A 21,804-nucleotide genomic window follows, 5' to 3' on the forward strand; every position below is an offset into this window, starting at 1 on the left:
GCGGATAGGTGACCTTCATTGACAGCGGAAATTAGCCGCGGTCTTGCTGTAATGCTGATCGATTGGCTATAGAGATGAAGCACTAGACCGGTAAGGTAGCGGATGTGATCGGTCCTCTCGGTCCCGCACGCTCAGCTCCTCTATGCTGCACACGGCGACGCGTACAGGTTCTAGGGAATTCCGACGATTGCGAGCGATCAATAGGTCGAGCTGTGGTCGGTGCGGCTTCTCAACCACGAAAAGCCGGCGAACTATCGCGCCGCAAAGCAGCGAAGAACTACGCAGTTGTTTGATAAGAAACGAAAACGTTCCTGGCACTCGGCCGTTTATTTTGGGAACGAGCTCTGAAAGCTGAGGGTTGTTATGCGACGGAGGAAATTGCCATGCTTGTGTTTTGGTTGCCGATCATAATCTTCGAATCGATGCTTGAAGCAGACCTGAATCAGCGCAAAGCAGGCGATCCATCGGTGATCGAATAGTGAGGGTTCGAGTTACGCTCTGCAATATGTGATTGGGATCACGGCCCCAGCGCGTGACTTGTAAGAGTGTCTCGTCGAACAGTTGTTTGCGGTTCTTCGAGGAACACACTATGAGCATCGTGATTCAAAGACTTAATGGTTTGTGGCACCTCGTCGTCGGGTCGTGCCAGCTCCGAACTCCCTTCCTGGAGACTCAGGACCGGGAGCTGGTCGTTATGTACGCCCGCCGAGTTTACCCTGGCGCCAAAGTTTTCGAACGCGACTGATCCTAACAGCGACGCACTCGAGCGAATGTTGTCTCGTATTTGAGTGACCGGCAATTTCCCAGGAGAGGCCCCCTCTTGGCGGGGTTTGCGGGGCACAAATTTCAATCGGGAAATCTCATGGACACATCGCGAAGTGTCCAGACGAGATCAAGGAGCGACGCTCTCGCGCAATCGGCGGAGCTGGGACCGGAGCCGCTCGCAGCCCAATTCCTGCTCGAACTTGGTGATCGCCTCGAACGTAGGTTCAGCGCGCACGCTCAGCAACCGCGCCATGTCGCGGGTGCAAGCATCTTCCAAGCGGGCAGACTCGTTCAGTGCCTGCAGCTTCGGAGCGGCTTGCGGCGCCGCATTTCCGCCAGAAGGCGGAGCGGTATTGCTATCAATACTCTCAAACAGACGCTGTACTTGTGGACGGAGCCGCTTGCAGGTGACCTCGCGTTGGAAGTTGGTGATCTCGTCCGGCGCTGGATTGGCGCGCAGACGAGCCAGCCTCGCTTCGTCGCGGACACAGGGGTCCGTGATTTCGGGGGCGGGCTGCGCGGGAAGCGGCGGCTTGGGCAGGTCCGCCTTCGCAGCCGGTGGCGCGCTTGGCGGCGTTGGATTGATCACGGTCGGCTTCGGCGCGGCCGGCGCCAGAACTGGCGGAGGGGCCAGGGGCGGCGGTGCCGGCGCGACAATTGTTGCACCCAACTGCGGCACTAAGGAGATGGTTGCGCCGCCGAGAGAACCATAGATGAACGGCTCCTGCCGTCCACCGGTCATGGCGATAACCGCATCGCGGACACGACCAAGTGCGATACGAATGTCAACGCCGGGCTCGGCAAGGTATCTCAGCAGCGCGGTCGCATAGGGACTGTTCACGCCGTCGCCGTCGTAGGAAATCGAGCCGGCTTTTGCGGCGTAGGCCACCAGCGTATCGGCACTGACTTCATCAAGCCTCGCGAGCCCGCCTCTGGTCGGCGCGCGACTTGCGGATCGCAGCTTGGCCGCAAACGGGTTGTCGCGGCAGGCGTCGAGTAGTATCAAACGCAGGCGACGTACCGGTTGCAGCGCCCAGATGATGCGATCGATCGCGATAGCCTCGTCGTCGACGTCGTAGTCGTGGCTCAGCTTGGCATCCATCGGTATCAGATAATTCATGCCGCCGATCTCGATGCCGTGACCGGCGTAATAGACCACCGCCACATCGGCGTTCTCTGCAGTAATGAGAAACTCGCGCACAGTGCGCTTGAAGTCGACGACGCCGAGATCGTTGCGCGAAATGACGACGTCGAAACCGATAGATTTGAACAGCGCTGCGATCGCTTTGGAGTCGTTGCCGGTATTGGGTAGCGTCGGTGCGTTCGTATAGGCGGAGATTCCGACGACCAGCGCCACGCGACGCTCCGCTGCGGCCGCATCGGCGAACATCGCGCTGACGATGAGGCAGAGGACGTGGATCAAGAGCCGGCGCGGTTTCATTGCTGCATCAATATCCGTAACTCCGCGAGGGGCGATGGCGGTATTTGCGCTTTGCCGGCGGCTGGCCGTTCTCCGTCACGGTGACGTTGATGATGTCGGAGAACATCGCCGCATCGAGCGGCACGCGGGCGAAATCGGCGAACAGGAGGCGCAGTTTGTGCTGGCCGATCGGGAGCGTGATCTTCGCTTCGATCTGGCCAGCGCCGAAGTGCAGGTGGTTGAAGTAGTTCAGGAGCGGCTGGTCGAGCGAAGGCAACTCGGCATCGACAAGCAAACGATGATGGCAGGTGTTGGGTTTGTCGTAGCCCGCGGGCGCCACGCCCATGTTCAACAAACCGAATCGGATCACCGGTTCGGAGAAATATAGAAGCCGTTCTTGGGATAGATGAAACCGCGGCGCGACCGTCGCCTTGCCGGTCACGGCTGCTATGCAACATTGAATGTGACGTGTGCATACTCCCGATCGTTAGAGCCGACCGGAGATCACAAGATGAAATCCGCCGTCTTGTCTGTGAGTTTTCTCACAATCCGCAGATTCTTTAGAGAGGCCGCTGCACGATTCCGGGAGGCAAGAGCTTTACGTAGTCTTCCCAAATGTACCGTTTGGAGCAGCAGGCTGTTCAATTGTGTCCGGGCTGCGACGGAAGTCCCGTTGGACGAGTATCGCTCCGGCGAAGGCACGCCGGATGATTGCTGTCGTGATCGCATTCACCTCTGACGAAGAAGTATGAATGATGGCTCTGACAGCATGGCTGTCTCCCAGTGCGGCTTGCCGAGCACGAATGCGAACGGCAGAACGAAAATCTCGTCGCTGACATGCAGGGCCCACTGCCGCCATTCTTCCAGATTGGCGGCTACGACGAGGGATCGCATCCTGCGGGTGGCCTCCTCACACGCCTCGATCAGGTCGGATACGAATGTACCGCGACGATCCATCAGTACTCCCTTAGCGTTCGAGCAATGAAAATAGACCTGAGTCATGTACGCCTCCTTGCAACATCCGGGCGAGGAAGCTCGACCCTGCATGCCGGAGACATACTGCGCCGCAAAAGGGATTGTCCGTGATCATCCGCTACATGGTGCGGTTTGGGAGCCTCGCGGGGCTGTGATCGGTCCGGCCTCAACTCACATTCACGGACGAGGCATGGATCCAACGTCAGCGCTAGGCCGATGGCTGGGGCGTCAGCCGTGCTGCCCCGTCGTTAGCCGAACCTCGGCGGCAGCTGTCGTACCTGCGTCCCCTCGGCCGCGCCCGCCGTCGCTGGAACCGGGCGCATTGCCGTCGGAGATAGCAGCAAAACGCTGCATCATCTTGCAGTGCTTGGAAACGCGACATAGGGAAGAGGCTCGGAAGCCTGTCGATTAGTGGCGGGGCTGAATTGCCCCGCCAGTGACCTACAGAGGGCCGTACGAATTTCTATATTTATCGGCTAGTCTAGGTCGTTACTCCGCGGCCATAAATAGAGCCCACGGCCATTTCTGAGCGATGCAGCGGTGGCTTTAGGGTGGTTATGAACACCACGAAGCACAGCGCTCCGATTGCGAAGATGATAAGACTAAAAATGCAGTTTAGGTTCATCCGTGTTCCTCGCCGCCTTTTTGTCTGGGGCTGCATCATGCAGCCATGAACCCGATGATGAAGAGATTGACCCAAATCTTCCGTGACGGCGCTCACAATGTAGAGCCTCCTCTGCCTTCCCTGAGTCCCGCAGCGTCCATTTGCTTGGCTACTTCGCGATGGTGGCGCGGCTGCATGCCGTGTCGGACGGGATAGTGCTCTGCGACAGTCTTGGCAGCATGCGGGAAATGCCTTGTTACGCTCGACATCGGCGGCCCTCTGCGCTGGTCTTGGCTTACCCTTGCGCCTGCCGGCGGCGGCGGTCTTCGTTGCGTGCGATGGCCGCGAGTATGTCGAGCAGCATTCCCATCGAACACGTGGGCCGTGAGCAAGCCATTGCCGCCCGTGATTTCCGTCACAGATAGAAAAGCCACCCTTCAGTATGGTTCGAGCCACATGTTGTTGATTGCAACCCCTGAGGAGGAAATCTATGAGTGAAATGCGTGAACTGATCGATACGGACCTCGACGCTGTGTGTGGAGGGCATCACGGGCATCACGGGCATCATGGACATCACGGGCTTTTTAGCTTCGGCAATTTCGGCAATATCGTCAATTTCGGCAATATTTTCATACAGGAGAACATTGCCGTGCAGGTTGCTGTGGCTGTCGGCGCTAACGCCACCGCCGTCAATCTGCTCGGTGGTCAGCAGAACTCCGGCTTTATCAGCCGGGCAGCCGCAGTTTAGGCGAGTCGTGATCATGATTGATCTTGAAGAGATCGACTTGTCTGCGGCACCGGGCAGGGAAGACAGAGATTTGTGAGTGCCGTCACGGAAGATTCGGGTCGATCTCTTCATGGTGCGGTTCGCATGAACTAATGGAGCGAAGGTGACCCTGAACCACACTTTCAGTCTCATGACCTTCGCGCTCTTAGCGCTGTGCTTCGTTGCGTTCGTAGCCACCATAAAGCCGCAACCGTTGTATCACTCAGAAACGGCTATGGGTTCGATCTATGAGCGCGCCTTCAGCGCCGGAAGTTCTTGAATCGACCCGGCGGTCAGTCATGACGCCTCCAAGGCGCGCTGCACGGTGCTGGTGCCGACGCCGATCGTGCGGGTGATCGTGAGAATGCCCTTGCTTTCGCTGCGCAGCCGCCTGATGCGTCGTTGGAGCTCGACCCTGCTTCATCCCCCAGCGCTTCTCATCAGCGCTTCTGTGGCCGTCCTTGCGGCTGTCACGGCCTAGCTTCACGCCGTTTGCCTTGGCGCGTGCGAGGCCGGCGTTGACGCGCTCGACGACATGGCCTTCTCGACTTCGGCAAACAAGCCGCACATCTGGAACATCGTGCGCCCGAGGGGGGCGTGGTGTCGAGCGCCTGCTGGTGCAGGTACAGGTCGCACTTATTTCACGGCCTGGAGGTCGCCAGGAAGCCGACCAGATCCTGCAAGCTGCGGCCGAGGCGATCAACGCTCCAGGCCGTGATCATGTTGATCTAGCGGGCGGTGACATCCTTCAGCAGCCGATCGAAGCCAGGACGCTTGTTGTGGCCGTTGGAGCCGCTGACGTCGGCGTCCTCGTAGAGGCCGACGATCACCCAGCCCGAGCGCTTGGCGACCGCCTCCAGCTCGCGGCGCTGGTTCTCCGTGGTCTGTCCGTCAGTGCTGACACGCAGATAAATGCCGATACGCTTCATGGCTTGCTCCAACGTGGAGCTTTTTGATGCTCGCGAACAGCCCGTGAATTCAACGGGCGCCGGCGAAGTGGGGCGACTACGCCGAGCCATCGCCAATGGGGCCGGCAGCGGTCGCGCGGACGAAGAGGGTTGGGACAGCGGGACAGGCGCTGAGGAGGCCACCTGTCCCGCCGCGCTTACCGCGAACAGTAAACTGCTACGGTGCGCTAACTGCCGGATGACAACATATCGGCCTCTCCTCGACTGTGATGCACGGCACTGCGGCAAGTCAAGGCCGGAGCCGACTGTCGGTGATGGGATTCAGCGCCACGCGCTATGGGTCGAGCCCCCAACGCCCAGGGCAAGGACAATGACGACGTCGCGGCAACGCTGTCAGCGGTTGATGGGATCGAGGCTGCTGTCGTGGGTAGTAGGTCGGCGCAAGGGCTTAGGCGGAGGTTTGGGCGTTTGGGCTGCTTACGCGATGATTGAATTCCCGGTGACCGGGATGATGTAGGGCTGCCGGGCACGCGACCAGTTCGTTCGGTCCGGCGAACTGGTCGCGAACTACGAGGCAGAGGCGCAAGGAGGTATCAACCTGAGTGCCCCTGGTCACAGTCTGCGCTAGATTGAGTGCGGTAATGCAGCGTCAATGATCAGAAGTCCGGCGGATGTACCCGAGCCTGCTGATCCTCGAGAAGCCCCGACGTGCATCGTCGGGGCCTTTATTTTGGGTGCAATCATCAGCACGCAATGTCGGCTCTTGGACGCGAAGCATAATCATATGCTTGATCCGAGCCTTACCGGCAATGACCCGAACCTGGCATCTTGTGGCCGACTTCCAAGCGCTATCGGTGCCATTCGCAATCGTCGGATTTCCCTCGCTGTCGTTTGCAAATCCTGACGGGGCCGCTAGACATGTCGAAGTGCCAGCGACGGCATAGGTGCCTTTCAGATTGTCGCCAGCAAAAGCCGAAACCGACATATTGGCGAAGATCAATACCATTGCGATTTTGTAATCGTGTCTCATGGCATTCCCTCCTGTTGCGCGATTTCAATTCAGGCGATGGCCCCCTCAATTCGAGCAAGCGTTGCCCTAGGACAGTCCCCTGCGTCGGTGGGACACCCACGAAAGATGGCACAACAATCATACGTTGATGTCAGCTGAACAAGCGGCGGTAATGTGCGCACGCGCGTCATCACGCCACCTGTTGGGCTGACGGGCGCTGGTATTACGCAACTGGTAGCGGCATTTGCCGCATCGACATGCTTTCCGGCGGCGCGACAGGGACTGGATCAATCCCCGTTAGGCGTGAGCACCCTGGTCGGCCAAGTCGCCATAGGCGCGTCTTCGAATGATCCGGGATCAGCTTGTCGTCCGAGAGCCGCTGTAGGGCGCCACGTGAAAAATCCGTCCTCGGGCATCTACACGAGCAGTGAGGCACTGGCTCGCTTCGAGCCAGATGTTGTTCACAGATACAAAACTCTTTGGATAAATCATCATGATTCGTGAACTCATCGATACGGACCTCGAGGCGGTGGCTGGCGGTACTACCAACGTTGCTTCAATCTCGATCCCGACGTTGACCCAGACTCTTCTTCAGAATAACTCGCTCAACCAGACCGGTGTTGCTCTCGGCGGCTCCGTTGTCCAGGTGGCCGGCCCTCAGACGAACACCGGGGTCCAGGCTGGATCCATCAGCTAAGTCGGCAATGCCCGCGCACTCCACGGGCTGCTTCTCCCGAGGGGTGCGCGGATACTCTCAATCGAGAATTCTCACGGACACAAGAACCCTCGCGCAATGAACTACGGGAAGAGGTCTCGACACGGTGTCGATGCCCGGCAGCCACACAATTGATCTTGCTCTTTCAAGGACGCGCTTTCGTTCGCTACAATCCCAGTCGTAAGACTGTGATGCTGCACATGATGCTTGCGGATGATCGCCCGCCCCGCCGTTAGACTAGCGATGACCGGGTTCAAGCAACTGCCGCTTGGCAAAATCCGCAAACGGACCCGGAACGCTCATGAGCTCTGCGTAGCTTCCAGTTTGCACGACTTTGCCGCGCGAGAGCATGACAATACGATCTGCATTGCGCACGGTGCTGAGGCGATGCGCAATCACAATCCGCGTGATGCTCAATCGTTCCAGCGAGGTGCCGATGATGCTCTGGGTTTGGTTGTCGAGCGCGCTGGTTGCCTCATCAAACAGAAGAATCCGTGGTGAGCGCGCAAGAGCCCGGGCGATCAATAGCCGCTGCCGCTGACCGCCCGACAGCGTATTCACGCCTTCCGCAACCAGCGTATGCATTCCCATCGGCATCTGCGCGATGTCGGCATCCAGCGCCGCCAATCGGGCGGCCTCCCACGCCTTCTCCAGCGGCAAATCAACGCCGCCGCAAATGTTTTCGTAAAGGCTTCCGGTTGCGAGCTTGGTATCTTGCAGCACCACCCCAAGCTGCCGGCGCACGGCGCTGATGTCGAGCGTGTTGAGCGCCTTGCCGTCGAAAAACACCGTGCCGGCTTCTGCGCGCTCAAAACCGAGCAGCAAACGAAAGAGCGACGATTTCCCGCTACCTGAGGGACCGACGACTGCGACGTAGTCACCCGTCGCAATGCTTAGGCTGACGTCATCCAGGACCTTCGGCCCGCCTTGCATATAGCGGAAGACGACGCCGGAAAGTTCGATCTCTCCGGATAGCTCTCCGGGCGATCGCCGTTCCTCAGAGATCTCGGCAGGGGTCGAAATTACGGGCTTCAGTCGGCTGAGGTGAGGAATCGTCACCAGTGATTCGCTGACGCTTGAGGCCCAACTACCTATCGCGGCCGTGGCCTGTCCGAACGCTGCCAGAAAGGCGAGGAATGCGCCGAGATCGAGCAGGACGTGACTGTTTGTGTAGGAGGCAAGCGCATAGATGCTCAAGGTCGCCAGCATCGAAAAGGCGGTATCAAAGGTGCTCAGCGCGTTGGCCGCTTGCTGCGAGGCGATGAAATAGCGCCTCTGTACGGCAAATTGTTGCGACCATCGCGCTAACGCGCGCGCCGTTGCGCCGGCCACGCGCAGCTTGCCGACGCCCGCAATCAATTGTAGCACAAAGCCGCTGGCCTTGCCTTGCAGGTTGAAATGTTTAGTTTCGTAGTAGAGCCGCACGGCGCTCGTGGCAAGAATTGCAGCCGCTCTGATCAGCGTGAGCAGCAGTGCAATGCTGCCCAGTCGGAGGTCATAGTAGAGCATCAGCCCAATGCTGAAGAAAGAAAAGAACGAGGCCGTAAAGCCGCCCAGCACACGTCCGGTGAAGATCCGGCGAGTGGCGTCGATGCCCATGGCGCGATCGACCAAATCGCCGCTTGTATATTCGCGAAACAGAGAGGTGGGCAGGCGCAGCAATCGGTCGATCACCGCGGCCTGCAGCTTATAGTCGAGCAGACCTTCGAGCCTTAACGTGACCCGTCCTAGCATCATCTGCAAACTTGCCATCGCCACAGCGGTGACCGTCAGCGCTAGCGCACAAACAGCGAGCTGATCGATCTCGGTGCGAGGGATAACCGAATTGACCAGGACATTGGTGAGCAGTGGCGGGATCAGCGACAGTAGCCCGATTGCCATAACAGCCAACGCGATGCGCGCGATGCTGCTGGAAACGCCTCGCATCGCAAAGGCGAGCAGATCGCGATATTGGAGCGGGCGGAACGGCAACACTGGATAGAAAGTGATGGCCTCCGGCTTGAGCTCGCCGGCAACGGAGCGATCGACCAAGCGATGTCTTCCGCCCTTTGGGTCGAACACCGTGTAGGTGTTCGCCCGCTTGCGCACCAGAGCCACTGGACTACGTTCCTCTCCATGCCAACCGAGGAGCGGTCCAGCATCGGTCTTCCACCAGACATCGCGCAGGAGCACACGGCGGATCCGCAATTGGGCTGTGCGAGCGATCTCCAGAATGTCGCTGAAGGCCTGTCTTGTAGGTTGAGCGCGCTGCGAAAGCCTAACCGGTATTCCCAGTTCTTCTCCGACAACGCGGCAACTGCGAAGCAGCGGGTCTGTCGGGTCCCATTCGGATTGCGTACGATCGGCTTTTCTGACCACGACATCAGAGAGCCGCTCAAACGAGTCGAGCGTTTGCGACACAATGAGTTCGCCACGGCGGACCAAGCGTTCCCGCTCTCGAATGACGCCCTCTGCGAGGCCGCGCTCGAGATGGGCAATAACAGCCACCTGGAATCGATCAATCGCGGACCAGAGAACCAAGGAATCTGGCGGGTTCGGGTCGAGACGCAATTTGCACCCTTGCTCGCCGGCTTCCACCCACATCCCACCAGTCAAAGGGAAGGGTGGCTGTCCGGGAGCGAAGCTCGAGCCGACGTTCATGACCTTTGCTGTCCCGGTTTCGAGGTGTGCCCACAGGAGGTCCCGCATCGGACCGCGACGGCGCTCGCCCGAGTGCAGTTCAATCGCCTCACCGCTCACCAGCTCGGAAATGGCTTCGTTTGGCGCCGAGCGGACCATGAACGTCGCCAATTGGGCAATCCAGCCAGACACAGGACCAAAGGACGCCGCCCTGCGCGGCACCTCCAAAAGCTCAGTTCCGGGGGGGCCGACGGCGATGATTTGCAACCGGCTACCCGAGGTCTCGCAGGCATTGTGGAGGTCCAGAATGCATTCGCCGTTTTCGACTCGAAACAAATGCTGGCGCGTGCCTGACGGCTGGACTGCAAACAAATCGACGTGACCGGCTGCCACTTGAAGAACGTGCTCTTGGTCGCTGAGAAGCATCGGGCGCCGCGCATCGAGCGCGGTCCGGTGTAACAGACCGATCGGCACCTCGCGTTGATGCCCAACGAAATCCTCCGTGACAAATCGATCGGTCATTCGCGCGCCACCAACTTGGCATAGGAGGCCTGAAGCGCAAGAAGCTCTTCATGCGTTCCGCGCTCAACGATGCGCCCGCGTTCGAGCACGATGATTTCGTCGCAATCGCGTATCGTGCTCAAGCGGTGGGCGATGATGATGCAGCTGCAACCTCTGCGCCGCAGGTTGTCGTCGATGGATTTTTCCGTGATCGGATCGAGTGCAGCAGTTGCTTCATCCAGGACAAGGATCGAGGGATTGCAAACCAGAGCTCGGGCGATTTCGATGCGCTGACGCTGGCCGCCGCTGAAGTTCGTACCGCCTTCGTTGACGTGGCAGTCATAATTGCCTGGTCTGATCGCAAGGTCTTGATGAATCAGCGCGTCCTTGGCCGCCGTCAACAGATGGCGCTCGTCGGTTGTTGAATCCCAGAGCGTCAAATTGTCTCGCGCGGTTCCCTCAAACAGAAAGACGTCCTGGTCGACGTAGGCGACGGAGTTCGCAAAAACGTCCGCAGGGACGTCCGTCAGCCTACATCCGTCAAAACGAATCTCGCCGGACCAGGGTTTGTACAATCCGCAGATCAGCTTGCCGAGGGTTGATTTTCCGCTGCCCGACACGCCAACGAGTGCCACGCGTGAACCGGCAGGGATCACCAGCGAAAGATCCGCCAAAAGCGGCGGCTCGAGCACCGAATAGCCGAAGCTGATGTTGTGAAGTTCGAGTCGGCCGGTAAGCTTGGGCGGCAAGGCATCCGCATGTGCCGGCGGTTGCGGCGCTAGCGGGTACCGGTAGACATCCTCGAGCCGTTCGAGCGCTCCCTTGATGGTTTGCAGGCCGCCGAAATAATTAACGAGGTTGACGAAAGGCTCGGAGAAACTCAATGCTAAGGATTGGAAGGCCACGAGGCTTCCCAGTGTCAGGGAGCCCTGAATAACCCGCAAGCCTCCGACACCAAGAATCGCTGCGATCATGAGGCCCGAGAGCAGGGTCGGGACCATGTCCAATATGATGGCGGAGGCGCCGATCCTCTGTTCGGCGTTGAGGGTTTTGGCTTGAAGACCGGCCCACCGGCCGAAGGCGTCGTCCTCCAATCCACTTGCTTTGATGGTTTCGATGGTCCGCACCATGCTCACGGTCGCCCCGAGCAGCTTTCCCTGATCGAGCGCCAGCCGATAGCTCAGTTCCTGGCGGCGTGAAGCGACAAGCCGCAGGAGAAGAACATTTACCAAAGAGATTGCGACGCAAAGCGCGGTCAGGCTAACGTCGTAGACGGCCATGGCCGCGGCGAACAAGACCACCGACATCAGGCTGAGCGCATTGGCGGCAATGCCGCTTGAAAGCAGCCGGGCGATCTGTTCGTTGGCTGCAATACGGCCTGCAATGTCGCCGGCGTGGCGTTGGGTGAAGAATTCCAGCGGCAGCGTCATAAGACGCCATAGAAAGCGGCTGGTCATCACGACGGCGAGCTTGGTCTGCAGCCGCAATAGCAGCGATTGGCGTATGGTGGTCAGAACGGCCCGGAAGGCGGCCGTCAGCGCCATGCCGATCAGGAGCGGCACAAGCCAGCTGCGCGTGTGCTGGATCAAAATTTCATCAACAAATATTTTTGAAAATCCTGCGGCAACAATATTGGGCAGGACCGCGACGATGCTGACAACAACTAGCAGGGCCACCGCCTCCTTTGATTGGCGCAGCTCCCGCATGAGCAGGCTTATGCCCTTCGGTTTGCTGCCAACCTTCTCGAAGCTTTCGCCCCGTTCAAACACCAGGACAACGCCGGTGAACGCGAGATCAAGCTCGACCAGATCGATCCGCCGACGCCCGCTCGCGGGGTCATTTATGTAGGCGCGCTTTCTATCAATTCCTTCCAGGACCACGAAATGGTTGAAGTTCCAGTGAATGATGCAAGGCGTCGGAAGCTCGGCAAGTGCCGGAGGTTCGACGCTGTAGCCCTTCGCCGTCAGGCCGTATCGGCGCGCCGCTCTGATGATATTGCTCGCCTTGCTGCCGTCGCGCGATACGCCGCATGCGACACGAAGCTGCTCCAACGGAATCCACGCACCGTAGTAGCCGAGAATGATGCCAAGCGCCGCCGCACCGCATTCGACGGCTTCCATCTGCAGGATCATCGGTGTCCGCCGGGTGCGTCGGCGTGGCAACCAGCTCGCCATGCGGCTGACGTAAGATTTGGGCCGACCGCGCTCGCTGATTGGCTGCTTTGGAGAAGGCTTATCCATCAATTCCCGTGAGGTGCTTGAGCAGGGGTATCACCAGATCGAGGGGGCGCTGCCGGCGTGTTGTGATCTCGGCCCGCGCCAACGTTCCGCTCGTGAGATGAATGTTCGGCCCGTTGCCAACGGCCCATCGATAACCGGTTGGAGTGGAGGCGTCTTCATAGAGCGCAACCGTCGCGGCGTAGGGTGCACCGTCGTGCGAGAAGCGTGAAACCAGGCTTTCGTTATGCAGCAGCGCGGCCATGCCTTGCGGCGTCATCGGGAAATCAGAGATGCTGATCACGTTGCCCAGCATCATGCCAAATTCCTCGCGCTTCACCGTGCTCGGCTCGAGTTGCACCTGCATGCCAGGCTTAACTTGTTTGCCCCGTTCCGCGGGAACATAGACGACGGCTTGGAGCTTGGCGCCTTCGCTTTCGATCGCAATCACCGGTGTGCCGATGGCTAGCACCGAACCGGGCGAAATCTTCACTTCCAAAACCCGCCCGTCCATCGGGCTGATCACTTGGGTGTTCTGGCTCAGCTGTTCGGCTGCGGCATTCATTTGCCGCCGGGCCTCGTTGAGGGCAAACTCGGACTGCTGAATTTCACGCCCGCGATCCGTTTCCAGATCCGTCTTCTGCGACCGCAACTTTAAAATCTCGTTTTGGGCGTCAGTAAGACGCTGTTGCGCATCGGTCAGCTCCTGGCGTCGCTCTTCCAGATTGCGCCGCGTCGTGTATCCCTTGGCCAGCAGATCCTCCAGGTTCTTGACGTCGACGGTGAGATACCCGATGCGCTGGCTCGTTGCCTTGATCACCTGTTGCAAGGCGATTTCAAGTTTTGCAAAGTTCTGGCTCTTGGCGGCGAGTTCGCTTTCAGCTTTCGACACCCGGTCGGCGTGCTCCCGCTCGCGTTCATGAAAGACCTCGGTGGCTGCGTTGTGCTTTTGCTGAATCTCGGTTTGAACGATCTGGGCGATGGGCTGATCCTTACTGACGTGATCGCCCACCGTGACTGCGACCGACTGCAGCCGTCCGGCAGCGGCCGATACGGCGTCGACGACCTTACCGCCACTGCCGATCAGGATTCCGTCGCCCGAGACGCGAGTGGGCACGCGCCCGAAAATGCCCCACAGCACGGCCGCCACAAGCGCAATGCACAGCACAAGGGTAAGAATCCAGTCAGCGGGCTTGGTGATAACAACGAGATGATCGAGCTGCTCGGGAGACGCAGCCCGGTCTAGGGCCGCGGTGCGAAACGCCCGTTGCGGCCCGTCGGTCATGCTCGTATGCTCCGGCTTTGGGAGCGGTTCAGACGCCGACATGTCTGCACGCAAAGCAAGTGTGAACTGAAGTCGACGATGGCCGATCTTTGCACAGAAACAATCATCTAACAATAAGGGGTGGCAGGGAAGGACCAATTGGGATGCACGGCCTGATCACGAGATTTTCGTTCCCAGCGCGAGCGCACCGAAAGATGCTGGCGGCAAGCTTGGGGCTTGGGCTGTTCCTACCCAGTGTGTGCTGTGCGGGCGTCCTGTCCGAGAGCGATTTCAGGCAGGCGGAGAGCCTTAGGCCGCTCTTTGCCAACCTCATGAATGACCTTGTCGCAACCGTAAAGCGCCCCGATGTTTCCAGCGAGGACGCCGACTGTGTCAACTCGACTCTCCGGGAACTTCTTCAGATCTCCGACGAACTAGCAAGCTACGAGTACCTGATCACGATGGAGAAAGATCTGACCGACTTTGGCGACAAAAATCCAATGCGGGATATCGTCAAGTTTGCCGTCGACACGAGCAGCACGATCCTGATCAGCGAAAGAAGACGGTTAGTTCAGATATCCGAGCGGTGTACCAAATATCCGTTGGGGCAAGGCAAGACTCAGCAGGCCCTAACCATCATCGACACGACGACAGGCATATTGGCCTCCATTCGAGCTCGCCTTTGACATGGGCGAATAAAGCCGCCGCGCAGTAAGCGACTCCCGCGTCCGGAGATGACAGCGAAGGACTATTTGCTGATCCTAGTGGACGACGGAGCGCGCCCAGATCAGCGAGTGAGTAGCAGAGCACCATCGAGAACACCTTGGTGGCGCTTTTGTAAACCGGCGGCTCCTGACCGACAGACCTTGGCGATCAAAATCCAGGATCGTGACAGGTTCCCCAAGTTTGATCACCGCGCTCTCCCTCCGGCCTGCGGCGTCAACGTCTCGGCGCTGGCCGACCATCCCGGGTATGCCGTGGACGGTCGGTCGTCACGAAAATTGGAATTTCAAACGTCACAAGTGGGGAGAATTACTCCACAATGATCAGGCCGGTCTGCCTGCTTTGATCGGCGGCCCCGGGCTCCCGCGCGATACTTATTGGAGATGTTCCGTCGGGTTTGGCCCGCTTGCCACCACTGGGAGCGGGAGTATATTTTCTCGATGGCTGTCAGCTCGCCCGATCTGAAAGCGTTTTTGCTTGCCACACCTTTCTTCGGTGGACTCTCAGACGGGAGTTGCGATCTCTTGGTCTCAATGCTGGTCGAGCGCCGCTTCGACGTCGGTGCCACTATCGTGGCGGAAGGAGAACCGGGCCGCTCAATGTTCGTTGTTCACTCCGGCGAGCTCGTGGTGAGCAAGCTCGGCGGCTCGGGGCGCATAATTCGCATGGCGAGTCTTGGGCCGGGTGACTTTTTTGGCGAAATGACGCTTATCGAGATGCAGAACAGATCAGCGACCATCGTCGCGCAGAGCCCAACCCTCCTGTACGAGCTCACGGCTCGACAACTCTACGCGTACTACAAGGCCGACATCTACGCGTATGTGATGGTGATGCAGAATATCAACCGCGAGCTTTGTCGGCGGCTTCGCCGCGCCGACAATCGCATTGCGGAGCTGCAGAGCTTCACGCGAGTCAATGACGAAGTGACGTTTATGTCCGGTTTCGGTGCGCGGGGGACTTCAATGTGAGCCGGCTGCCCACCATCGGATCAACAACAGCGACAGCAACAACATGATCTGGGCGCCGGCGGCGGTGAATGTGACGAAGCGCTCAAACGATAAGGGGCCCCTTTTCGAGGACCCCCTATCTCCGACACTCTCGTAGCGGCTACCGGTCCGGTCAGGACAACCCGAGACTTGACGCCTTTCCCGCAGAACGTTGACCACTATTGGGCGACCACAAGAAAGGTCTTACTCGGGTCCAAAAGGAACTGCCCCCGGACTGCCAGCGTTATTCGCCACCTCTGGCTGGGCGTGAACAGGTGTACAACTTTGATGATGCAATGCCAAAGCGAAATCCAACGGCCGCGTCGCGGTTGCGGTTCCTTTCATTTGGCTGGCGAGACCATCCAGCCTTGCGTGGTGAGAGGCGTACCGCTGAAGCTTGGCCTCTCGCTGTGATCTCCGTCACTCAAATCTGGGCGCAATCAACGGGCTCTCCGGCGGCTGCTGCGTTTCCTCAGTCGGGTCGTCGTCCTCGCGTTCGCATTCGTCCATTTCGAGGTCTCACCGCTACCCATTGCCCGGCGCACCTGATCAAGCATGCGATCTAACTGCCGAGGCTCGGCCCATCCGGTAACTGTGCATACCCGGCAGTTTGGGACCAAATTTGGGGCCAAAAAAGCCCGCCGACAACATTACCAGCGGGCTCAGTTGGCGGGGATGATCCAACTTGTGCAACCGGGCATCGAGCCAAATTGCCGAATGACCAAGTCTGCCGTGAACGGACATCAGGCTCACCCAGCAGAGGGACCGCCAAGGCATAATCAACGCGTCTGCCGAGCTTGCACAGCGCGCAGAGCGGATGGTTTGCAGGCTTGGCTGGCTTTAGACCCAGCCGCGCTCCTGGCTGAACTTGTACCAGCGCTTGGCGGATCATAAAAATCGGAATTGGCGCCGAGCGTCGCCAGGAACGCGGCCTTGTAGTCCGGCGCCCGTCCCAGCCAGCCATAGGTGATTTTGGCCCATTCGGCGATCGCCTCGCGTCCGGCAATCATGTCGTCCACGGTTTTCGGCGCTTTGAAGAAGGCGTGTGTCATGCCGCCATTGCCGGTTCCGGTCGGCAGCAGCAGCTTGTGCTTGCGCTTGTCGTCGTGCAGCGCGTCGTAGAGGCGCACGACCATGCGTGCGGTGTTGCGGAAGGCCGGGTGCGTGGTGACGTCCTTCACCCGCTCGCCATAGATGTAGACGGTGCGGTCGTCGCGCAGCAAGTCCCGGTACTCCGCACCGGTTTGCGGGCGGGTGACTTTGACGTTGCCGATGTGCTCCGGCGCAATGTCCAACGCCGCATGAGTGGTGGCGCGTCAACCACTTCGAGTTAAAGTTTGCAATTTGCGCACGCGCATTCCCTTACGCAGTGTGCGGAAGTCCATGAAACCATGCTGTCCGCCTGGCGCGCAAGCCTCGATACCCACCAAGCAGGGCGGCAGCTTCTGGAAAAATGCCACGACCTGCTGGCGCCTTAACTGACGGCGGATGACCACCTGGCCGGCTGTATCAACGCCATGCACTTGAAAGAGCGGCTTGGCGATATTCAGGCCGATTATCGAAATTGACCGCATAGGCTGCTCCTCCGAATCGTGGAAGCCTCAAACGGCGCCCACTCCTTGGCACTCTCGAGCCGTCCACAGCATCAGAAGCGGACGTCAGCACCAAGTATTGAGGTCCACCTTTCTCGACGAACGCAACCCAATTAACTCTCGAGAACCAAATTCTTGGTGACGAGCTGGGGTTGCAGGCGTTTTTGTACCAATCTAAACGCGCTACAAGTATCGGCCGTGAATGTCGATGGTCGAACGCACACCGATATGACAATAATTTGCGGCTAACCACTCCTCAGCGCAGGTACGGCCCACGTCGCGCAGATAGGTGAGAAACTCCCAGTCTGCATTAAACTTGGAGGCGACGCCGAGGTCCTTCATGAACGATTCCGCCTCTATGGCATGAATCAGCATCGTCTTTATCTCGTCGCGCAGCGCGCCTCTGCTGACGAGCTTGTTGGCGAAGGCAATTGCTCGCATCTCGCGCATCAAAGACGAATTGAAGCTAATTTCGTTCAATCGGTTTAATATATCGCTCGCCGTGCGAGGAATCTCCCCACGCACAATTGGATTGATGTGAATAACGATGACGTCTGTGGATTGGCAGCCATAGATCAGCGGGAAGATAGCTGGGTTGCCCATGTAGCCGCCATCCCAATAGGGTTCGCCATCGATTTCAATAGCCTGAAAGAGCTGCGGAAGGCACCCGGAAGCGAGAACGGCCGAGACGGTGAGCTCATGGTTCTCAAAGATCTTCACCTTTCCAGTACGGACGTTTGTCGCACAAAGGAACAGCTTGACGACATTCTCCCTGCGCAGTCGCTCGAAATCGACGGTCTTCTCGAGCACGTCACGCAATGGGTTGTAGTTCAACGGGTTAAACTGATAGGGTGACAACAGTCGTGTCATCATGTCGAAGAACATGAAGGCTGGCGATCTCTCGATCCAACGATTTTGCGACAGACGATCGAGAATGGAGGGCTGCAGCGGTCCCCAGGCCGCAGCTTCGCTGATCCGGCGCCAATATTCGGCGAGAGTGAGTTTTGCGCCTTCGCGACCGCCTATCGTCAGGCCGTAAGCCAAGATCGTGCCGTTCATAGCGCCAGCGCTGGTAGCGCAGATCCCTTCGAACGACACCCGGTCATCTTCGAGCAGGCGATCCAAAACGCCCCAGGTGAAGGCGCCGTGCGCACCGCCACCCTGTAAGGCAAGGTTGACCGTCTTGCTTGCCGTACGCATCAGCGCTTACCGACCACGCTGTGCGCCACCGCTACTCCGCCTAGCAGCGTAATGAACTCGCGGCGTTTCACTGCGCATTCCCTCCACTTCGTGCGAGTGAAAGGATATCACACGTCGATACGGCAGGAGACGGTCCGGTGCGAGATTTCGGGCCGGGCTATGACGCTCTGGGTCATTCTCGACCGAGTCAGCCGGTCTTGCCTGCTAGTTGATGTCCGCTTTACCTGAAAACGACCTTACGCGCTCGCGAAACAACGCGAAGGGACACAAGCGAAAGCGGGCACCAAGGTTGCAGCGTCGCAATGGCAGGATAGGTTCGCGATCTATGTTGCAGTGCTTCTATGAATGCAGTGCGAAGAGCTGGTGCGCTGACCCTTATATTCTAGCCGACAGGGCGACCCGGCATTAACATTGGAGGTGCAGTCGAACCGGATGTCGCCAATGAATGAAGCGAGCGCGACATTTGCATGGTGGAACGTATCTGAGGACTTCGCTCTGTTCAGAACGCTCAGTTCAGAACAGCGGATGACGGCTCTGAACGCAATGGTTCGCCTGGATCTGGTGCGGGGAGAAAGGCTGGTTGCCCAAGGTGGCCCCTCGGACTCGTTGTTTTTGGTGCTGCACGGTGCGCTAGCCGTGTGCCGAAATGGCGAACTCGAACCTCTCGCCGAGCTCCGTTCCGGTGAATTGGTTGGTGAAATCGGCTTCTTCGCAAATGTCCCGCGCACTGCCAATGTAATTGCAATCCGCGACACCAGCGTGCTCGTGTTGACACGTACGGCCTACCAGAAGCTTGCCAGGGACGCCCCTGCCATTGTTGAGGCAGTACTTGCAGCGCTCGCGCTCCGCTTTGGCAAGGAGACCGCGCGCCTCGCGCCGCTTCGCGCGTCGCCAAAGGCCAGAACGGTGGCCCTAATCGAAGGTGGACGCGAGCTGTTGCCTGGCGCCTTTGATCGTCGAATCCGCGATGGGCTCGCCGCCACCGATGCGGAGGTCGTTGATGCCGCCCGCATCAACTCCAAGTTTCCCGGTCGAGCCCCGGATGCGCCCGATGTCGCTGAATGGCTTAACAGACTCGAACACACCGCGCCACTCGTAGTTTACCTCGGAGATCACGATGACAATGCCTGGACACGCAAGGCTATCCGTCAGGCCGACATGGTTGTGTTCGGGTGCCGTGGCGATGCGCCGGTCGGACCCTTGACGGATGTCGAGGCTTTTGCCTGCGAGGTTCACCCAAGGTCGGCGCGACGCCTCGTTCGCGTTCATGATCGACGGAGCAGTCAGGTCAGCGGAACCACGGCCTGGCTTGCTCGGCTGCCCTCCTTCATGCATCACCATGTCGCGCTGGAAGATCAGGTTGATTTCGACAGTCTGATCCGCTTCCTGTCGGGTCGCGCGATTGGATACGTCGCCGGCGGCGGCGGAAGCCTTGGATCGGCGCATGTGGGGGTCTACAAGGCCTTCTGCGAGCTTGGCGTAGTATTCGATATCTTTATCGGCACTAGTGTCGGCTCTGCCATGGCGGCCGGATTTGCGAAAAACCTCGAAGCCGAGGATCTTGAGCGCGGCACGCACGATATTTTCGTCAAGAGTCGCAGCTTCCGGCGGCCAACCTGGCCGCGTTACGCCTTGCTGGATCATAAGGCGTTCGATCGGGCGCTCGCCCGTCAATTGGGCCACGACTGCCGGATCGAGGATTGTTGGCGACCTTTCGCGGCAGTCGCAACCAATCTTTCGACCCATAATTTGGAATTAATTCGCTCGGGACCGCTGTGGCAGGCGGTGCGTGCCTCGAGCGCAATTCCTGGATTATTGTCGCCGTTCTACACGCCGGAAGGTGCGATGCTTGTCGATGGATGCCTGATCGATAATGTTCCGCTGGCACCGATGCATCAACTAAAGAGTGGCCCCAATCTGGTTGTGCATTTCGGCGAGCCGGCTGCTGAGCTGTTTGATGTCGCGTATGATGCGTTGCCGGGACGACTTGAGCTGGTCGCGGCAATGCTGATGCCGTTTCGTAAGAAGCTGCTTCCTGCCGCGCCGAGTGCCGTCAATGTGCTGTGGCGAAGCCTCGTGGCGCATCAGCGCTACGATACGTTGCCGACGGGACCACTCGATCTGGTAATACGCCCGCCCTGTCCGATCGGGGTAGATGTGACGGACTTCGACCGCCATACTGAGATTTTTCAGGCGTCTTACCTTTGGGCTCGACAAGCTATCGTGGCGCTGCAAGCAGAGGGCAACCCGGCAATGGCCGCCATCCTCGCTGCCGGAAAACCGGCAATGCGAGGTGCGGTGCTCGTCGAGTCTCGTCAGTAGCGCTCATCCAGTTGAGCTACGGGTGCGTTTCGCTGTTCATTTCGCCGATTGGCCGCGCCTCGGGATTGACCTGAGATATTGATCAGGCCCAATGTCCGGGTCAGGGACAATCGCGTCGTTATGACACTGTGACCGCGACTTCCGGTCTAGCCTAATGAGCAGACATTGTCGACGCTCGGGGTATGTCTCAAACGGGGCGACTTCCGGACTCGTGCTCCGCAAACAAGAACTTACTCGATGCTGGCCATTGAACGGTCCCAGTCAGTAACCGCAGCGGTCGTGGTTAAGCGGTTCAAAGCGTCTAGGGAGGCTGCTTTCCACCCTAAGCTCCCCTGCGATCCTGGTTACCAATCACGCAGCGCCATGCCGCCAGGCACTCTGCCGGACGCTGGTTCATCTACTCGGCGAGCTGTGGCGCGCCCATCAGACAGGACTGCATCGAAATGTGGGCGAAGTCCGAGGTGGTGACGATCTGTTCGTGGCAATCTATCGGAGAAGAGAGACTGCAGAGCACGGCGATGACCTTGATCACGACAGGGGACCCCCGTCGCTGCGATGGGCTTTTGTGCCGCTGACCGTATGACTTATCGATGCCTTGTCATGCTGCTCCCTGACCGGATCAGCCGCCGGGAAGATGCTGTCATATATCGCGAGGGCTTCTCGAACTAAGCGGGCTTGCTCGCGCTCAGACTTTGAGACAAATCGAATAATCTCGCCCATATTGAATGCTCCTGCTACTATCAAGAGGGACCATACCCTTTATGCGAAGAATAGGCGCGGCCTTGCTATTCAATCTGTGCTGCGTCTCACCATCCGCAGCGTGCTTTGAAAGACTTCGGGGAACTTCAATTTACTAAACGAGCTTACTGATCGCGAACGCAGCAACGAGAAACACGCCGATAATCAATGCTGGCATGACGTGATCTTCCTCCCCTCTCATGTGAACAACATCTGGCTCGAAGCGAGCCAGTGCCTCACTGCTCGTGTAGATGCCTGAGGACGGATTTTTTATCTGTGAGAGAAATCACGTGGCGCCCTACAGCGGCGTCGGACGTCAAGCTGATCCCGGATCATTCGAAGACGCGCCTGTGGGCGACTTGGCCGACCAGGGTGCTCACGCCTAACGGGGATTGATCCAGTCCCTGTCGCGCCGCCGGCAGTGGGTGTGCGGGCAGAAGTGCGCGCAAAAAACCCACCACCCTCGGGAGCAGCCCGGGCG

Annotated in this window: 16 protein-coding genes and 2 pseudogenes; 4 read left to right on the top strand and 14 right to left on the bottom strand. The window is 58.9% G+C overall.

The window, feature by feature from the left end:
- Positions 1 to 892: 892 nt before the first annotated feature.
- The 6 genes from SO139_RS40030 to SO139_RS40055 form a co-directional block, all read right to left on the bottom strand.
- Complete coding sequence (locus tag SO139_RS40030; protein WP_474802492.1) at positions 893 to 2,122, bottom strand: caspase family protein; 1,230 nt, start codon at positions 2,120 to 2,122, stop codon at positions 893 to 895.
- 91 nt (positions 2,123 to 2,213) lie between these two features.
- On the bottom strand, positions 2,214 to 2,531 hold the full coding sequence (locus SO139_RS40035) for a DUF4399 domain-containing protein (RefSeq protein ID WP_449382372.1): 318 nt from the start codon (positions 2,529 to 2,531) through the stop codon (positions 2,214 to 2,216).
- A gap of 383 nt (positions 2,532 to 2,914) precedes the next feature.
- A complete protein-coding gene (locus tag SO139_RS40040; protein ID WP_449382373.1) occupies positions 2,915 to 3,187 on the bottom strand; it encodes a DUF6894 family protein in 273 nt (90 codons plus the stop codon).
- A 992-nt stretch (positions 3,188 to 4,179) separates the two neighbouring features.
- Positions 4,180 to 4,683, bottom strand: a complete 504-nt coding sequence (locus SO139_RS40045; RefSeq protein WP_449382374.1) for a hypothetical protein — start codon at positions 4,681 to 4,683, stop codon at positions 4,180 to 4,182.
- A 575-nt stretch (positions 4,684 to 5,258) separates the two neighbouring features.
- A complete protein-coding gene (locus SO139_RS40050; RefSeq protein ID WP_449382375.1) occupies positions 5,259 to 5,459 on the bottom strand; it encodes a recombinase family protein in 201 nt (66 codons plus the stop codon).
- A 628-nt stretch (positions 5,460 to 6,087) separates the two neighbouring features.
- Entirely contained in the window at positions 6,088 to 6,468 is a 381-nt protein-coding gene (locus tag SO139_RS40055) for a hypothetical protein (RefSeq protein ID WP_449382376.1), read from the bottom strand.
- Between the two features lie 472 nt (positions 6,469 to 6,940).
- On the opposite strand from SO139_RS40055, the gene SO139_RS40060 reads away from it, so the two are divergent.
- On the top strand, positions 6,941 to 7,144 hold the full coding sequence (locus SO139_RS40060; protein WP_449382377.1) for a hypothetical protein: 204 nt from the start codon (positions 6,941 to 6,943) through the stop codon (positions 7,142 to 7,144).
- Between the two features lie 255 nt (positions 7,145 to 7,399).
- Here the strand turns inward: SO139_RS40060 and SO139_RS40065 are convergent, their stop codons facing one another.
- The 3 genes from SO139_RS40065 to SO139_RS40075 all read right to left on the bottom strand — a co-directional run bounded on the left by SO139_RS40065 (position 7,400) and on the right by SO139_RS40075 (position 13,783).
- Positions 7,400 to 10,303, bottom strand: coding sequence for an NHLP bacteriocin export ABC transporter permease/ATPase subunit (locus SO139_RS40065; protein ID WP_449382378.1), 2,904 nt, complete (start codon positions 10,301 to 10,303; stop codon positions 7,400 to 7,402).
- Entirely contained in the window at positions 10,300 to 12,414 is a 2,115-nt protein-coding gene (locus SO139_RS40070) for an NHLP family bacteriocin export ABC transporter peptidase/permease/ATPase subunit (RefSeq protein ID WP_449382379.1), read from the bottom strand. The genes SO139_RS40065 and SO139_RS40070 overlap by 4 nt, the downstream gene beginning before the upstream one ends.
- A gap of 100 nt (positions 12,415 to 12,514) precedes the next feature.
- Complete coding sequence (locus tag SO139_RS40075; protein WP_449382380.1) at positions 12,515 to 13,783, bottom strand: NHLP bacteriocin system secretion protein; 1,269 nt, start codon at positions 13,781 to 13,783, stop codon at positions 12,515 to 12,517.
- A gap of 143 nt (positions 13,784 to 13,926) precedes the next feature.
- On the opposite strand from SO139_RS40075, the gene SO139_RS40080 reads away from it, so the two are divergent.
- Together SO139_RS40080 and SO139_RS40085 are read left to right on the top strand one after the other, a co-directional pair.
- Positions 13,927 to 14,448, top strand: coding sequence for a hypothetical protein (locus tag SO139_RS40080; RefSeq protein ID WP_449382381.1), 522 nt, complete (start codon positions 13,927 to 13,929; stop codon positions 14,446 to 14,448).
- A gap of 477 nt (positions 14,449 to 14,925) precedes the next feature.
- Positions 14,926 to 15,453 (top strand): Crp/Fnr family transcriptional regulator, encoded by a 528-nt coding sequence (locus SO139_RS40085; protein WP_449382382.1) that lies wholly within the window; start codon positions 14,926 to 14,928, stop codon positions 15,451 to 15,453.
- Between the two features lie 797 nt (positions 15,454 to 16,250).
- Here SO139_RS40085 and SO139_RS40090 read toward each other — a convergent pair.
- The 3 genes and pseudogenes from SO139_RS40090 to SO139_RS40100 all read right to left on the bottom strand — a co-directional run bounded on the left by SO139_RS40090 (position 16,251) and on the right by SO139_RS40100 (position 18,263).
- Entirely contained in the window at positions 16,251 to 16,766 is a 516-nt protein-coding gene (locus SO139_RS40090; RefSeq protein WP_449382383.1) for a 4-hydroxyphenylacetate 3-hydroxylase N-terminal domain-containing protein, read from the bottom strand.
- Positions 16,767 to 16,862: 96 nt separating this feature from the next.
- Positions 16,863 to 17,045 (bottom strand): annotated as a pseudogene (locus tag SO139_RS40095) (IS110 family transposase); the annotation flags it as partial.
- Positions 17,046 to 17,246: 201 nt separating this feature from the next.
- On the bottom strand, positions 17,247 to 18,263 hold the full coding sequence (locus tag SO139_RS40100; RefSeq protein WP_449382384.1) for a patatin-like phospholipase family protein: 1,017 nt from the start codon (positions 18,261 to 18,263) through the stop codon (positions 17,247 to 17,249).
- Between the two features lie 441 nt (positions 18,264 to 18,704).
- Here SO139_RS40100 and SO139_RS40105 point away from each other — a divergent pair, with 441 nt between their 5' ends.
- On the top strand, positions 18,705 to 20,585 hold the full coding sequence (locus tag SO139_RS40105) for a patatin-like phospholipase family protein (RefSeq protein WP_449382385.1): 1,881 nt from the start codon (positions 18,705 to 18,707) through the stop codon (positions 20,583 to 20,585).
- Positions 20,586 to 20,907: 322 nt separating this feature from the next.
- Here SO139_RS40105 and SO139_RS40110 read toward each other — a convergent pair.
- Positions 20,908 to 21,117 (bottom strand): annotated as a pseudogene (locus SO139_RS40110) (hypothetical protein).
- Positions 21,114 to 21,305, bottom strand: coding sequence for a hypothetical protein (locus tag SO139_RS40115; protein ID WP_084801440.1), 192 nt, complete (start codon positions 21,303 to 21,305; stop codon positions 21,114 to 21,116). The pseudogene SO139_RS40110 and the gene SO139_RS40115 overlap by 4 nt, the downstream one beginning before the upstream one ends.
- Positions 21,306 to 21,804: the final 499 nt, after the last annotated feature.

The sequence above is a fragment of the Bradyrhizobium sp. UFLA05-89 genome (assembly GCF_059803475.1).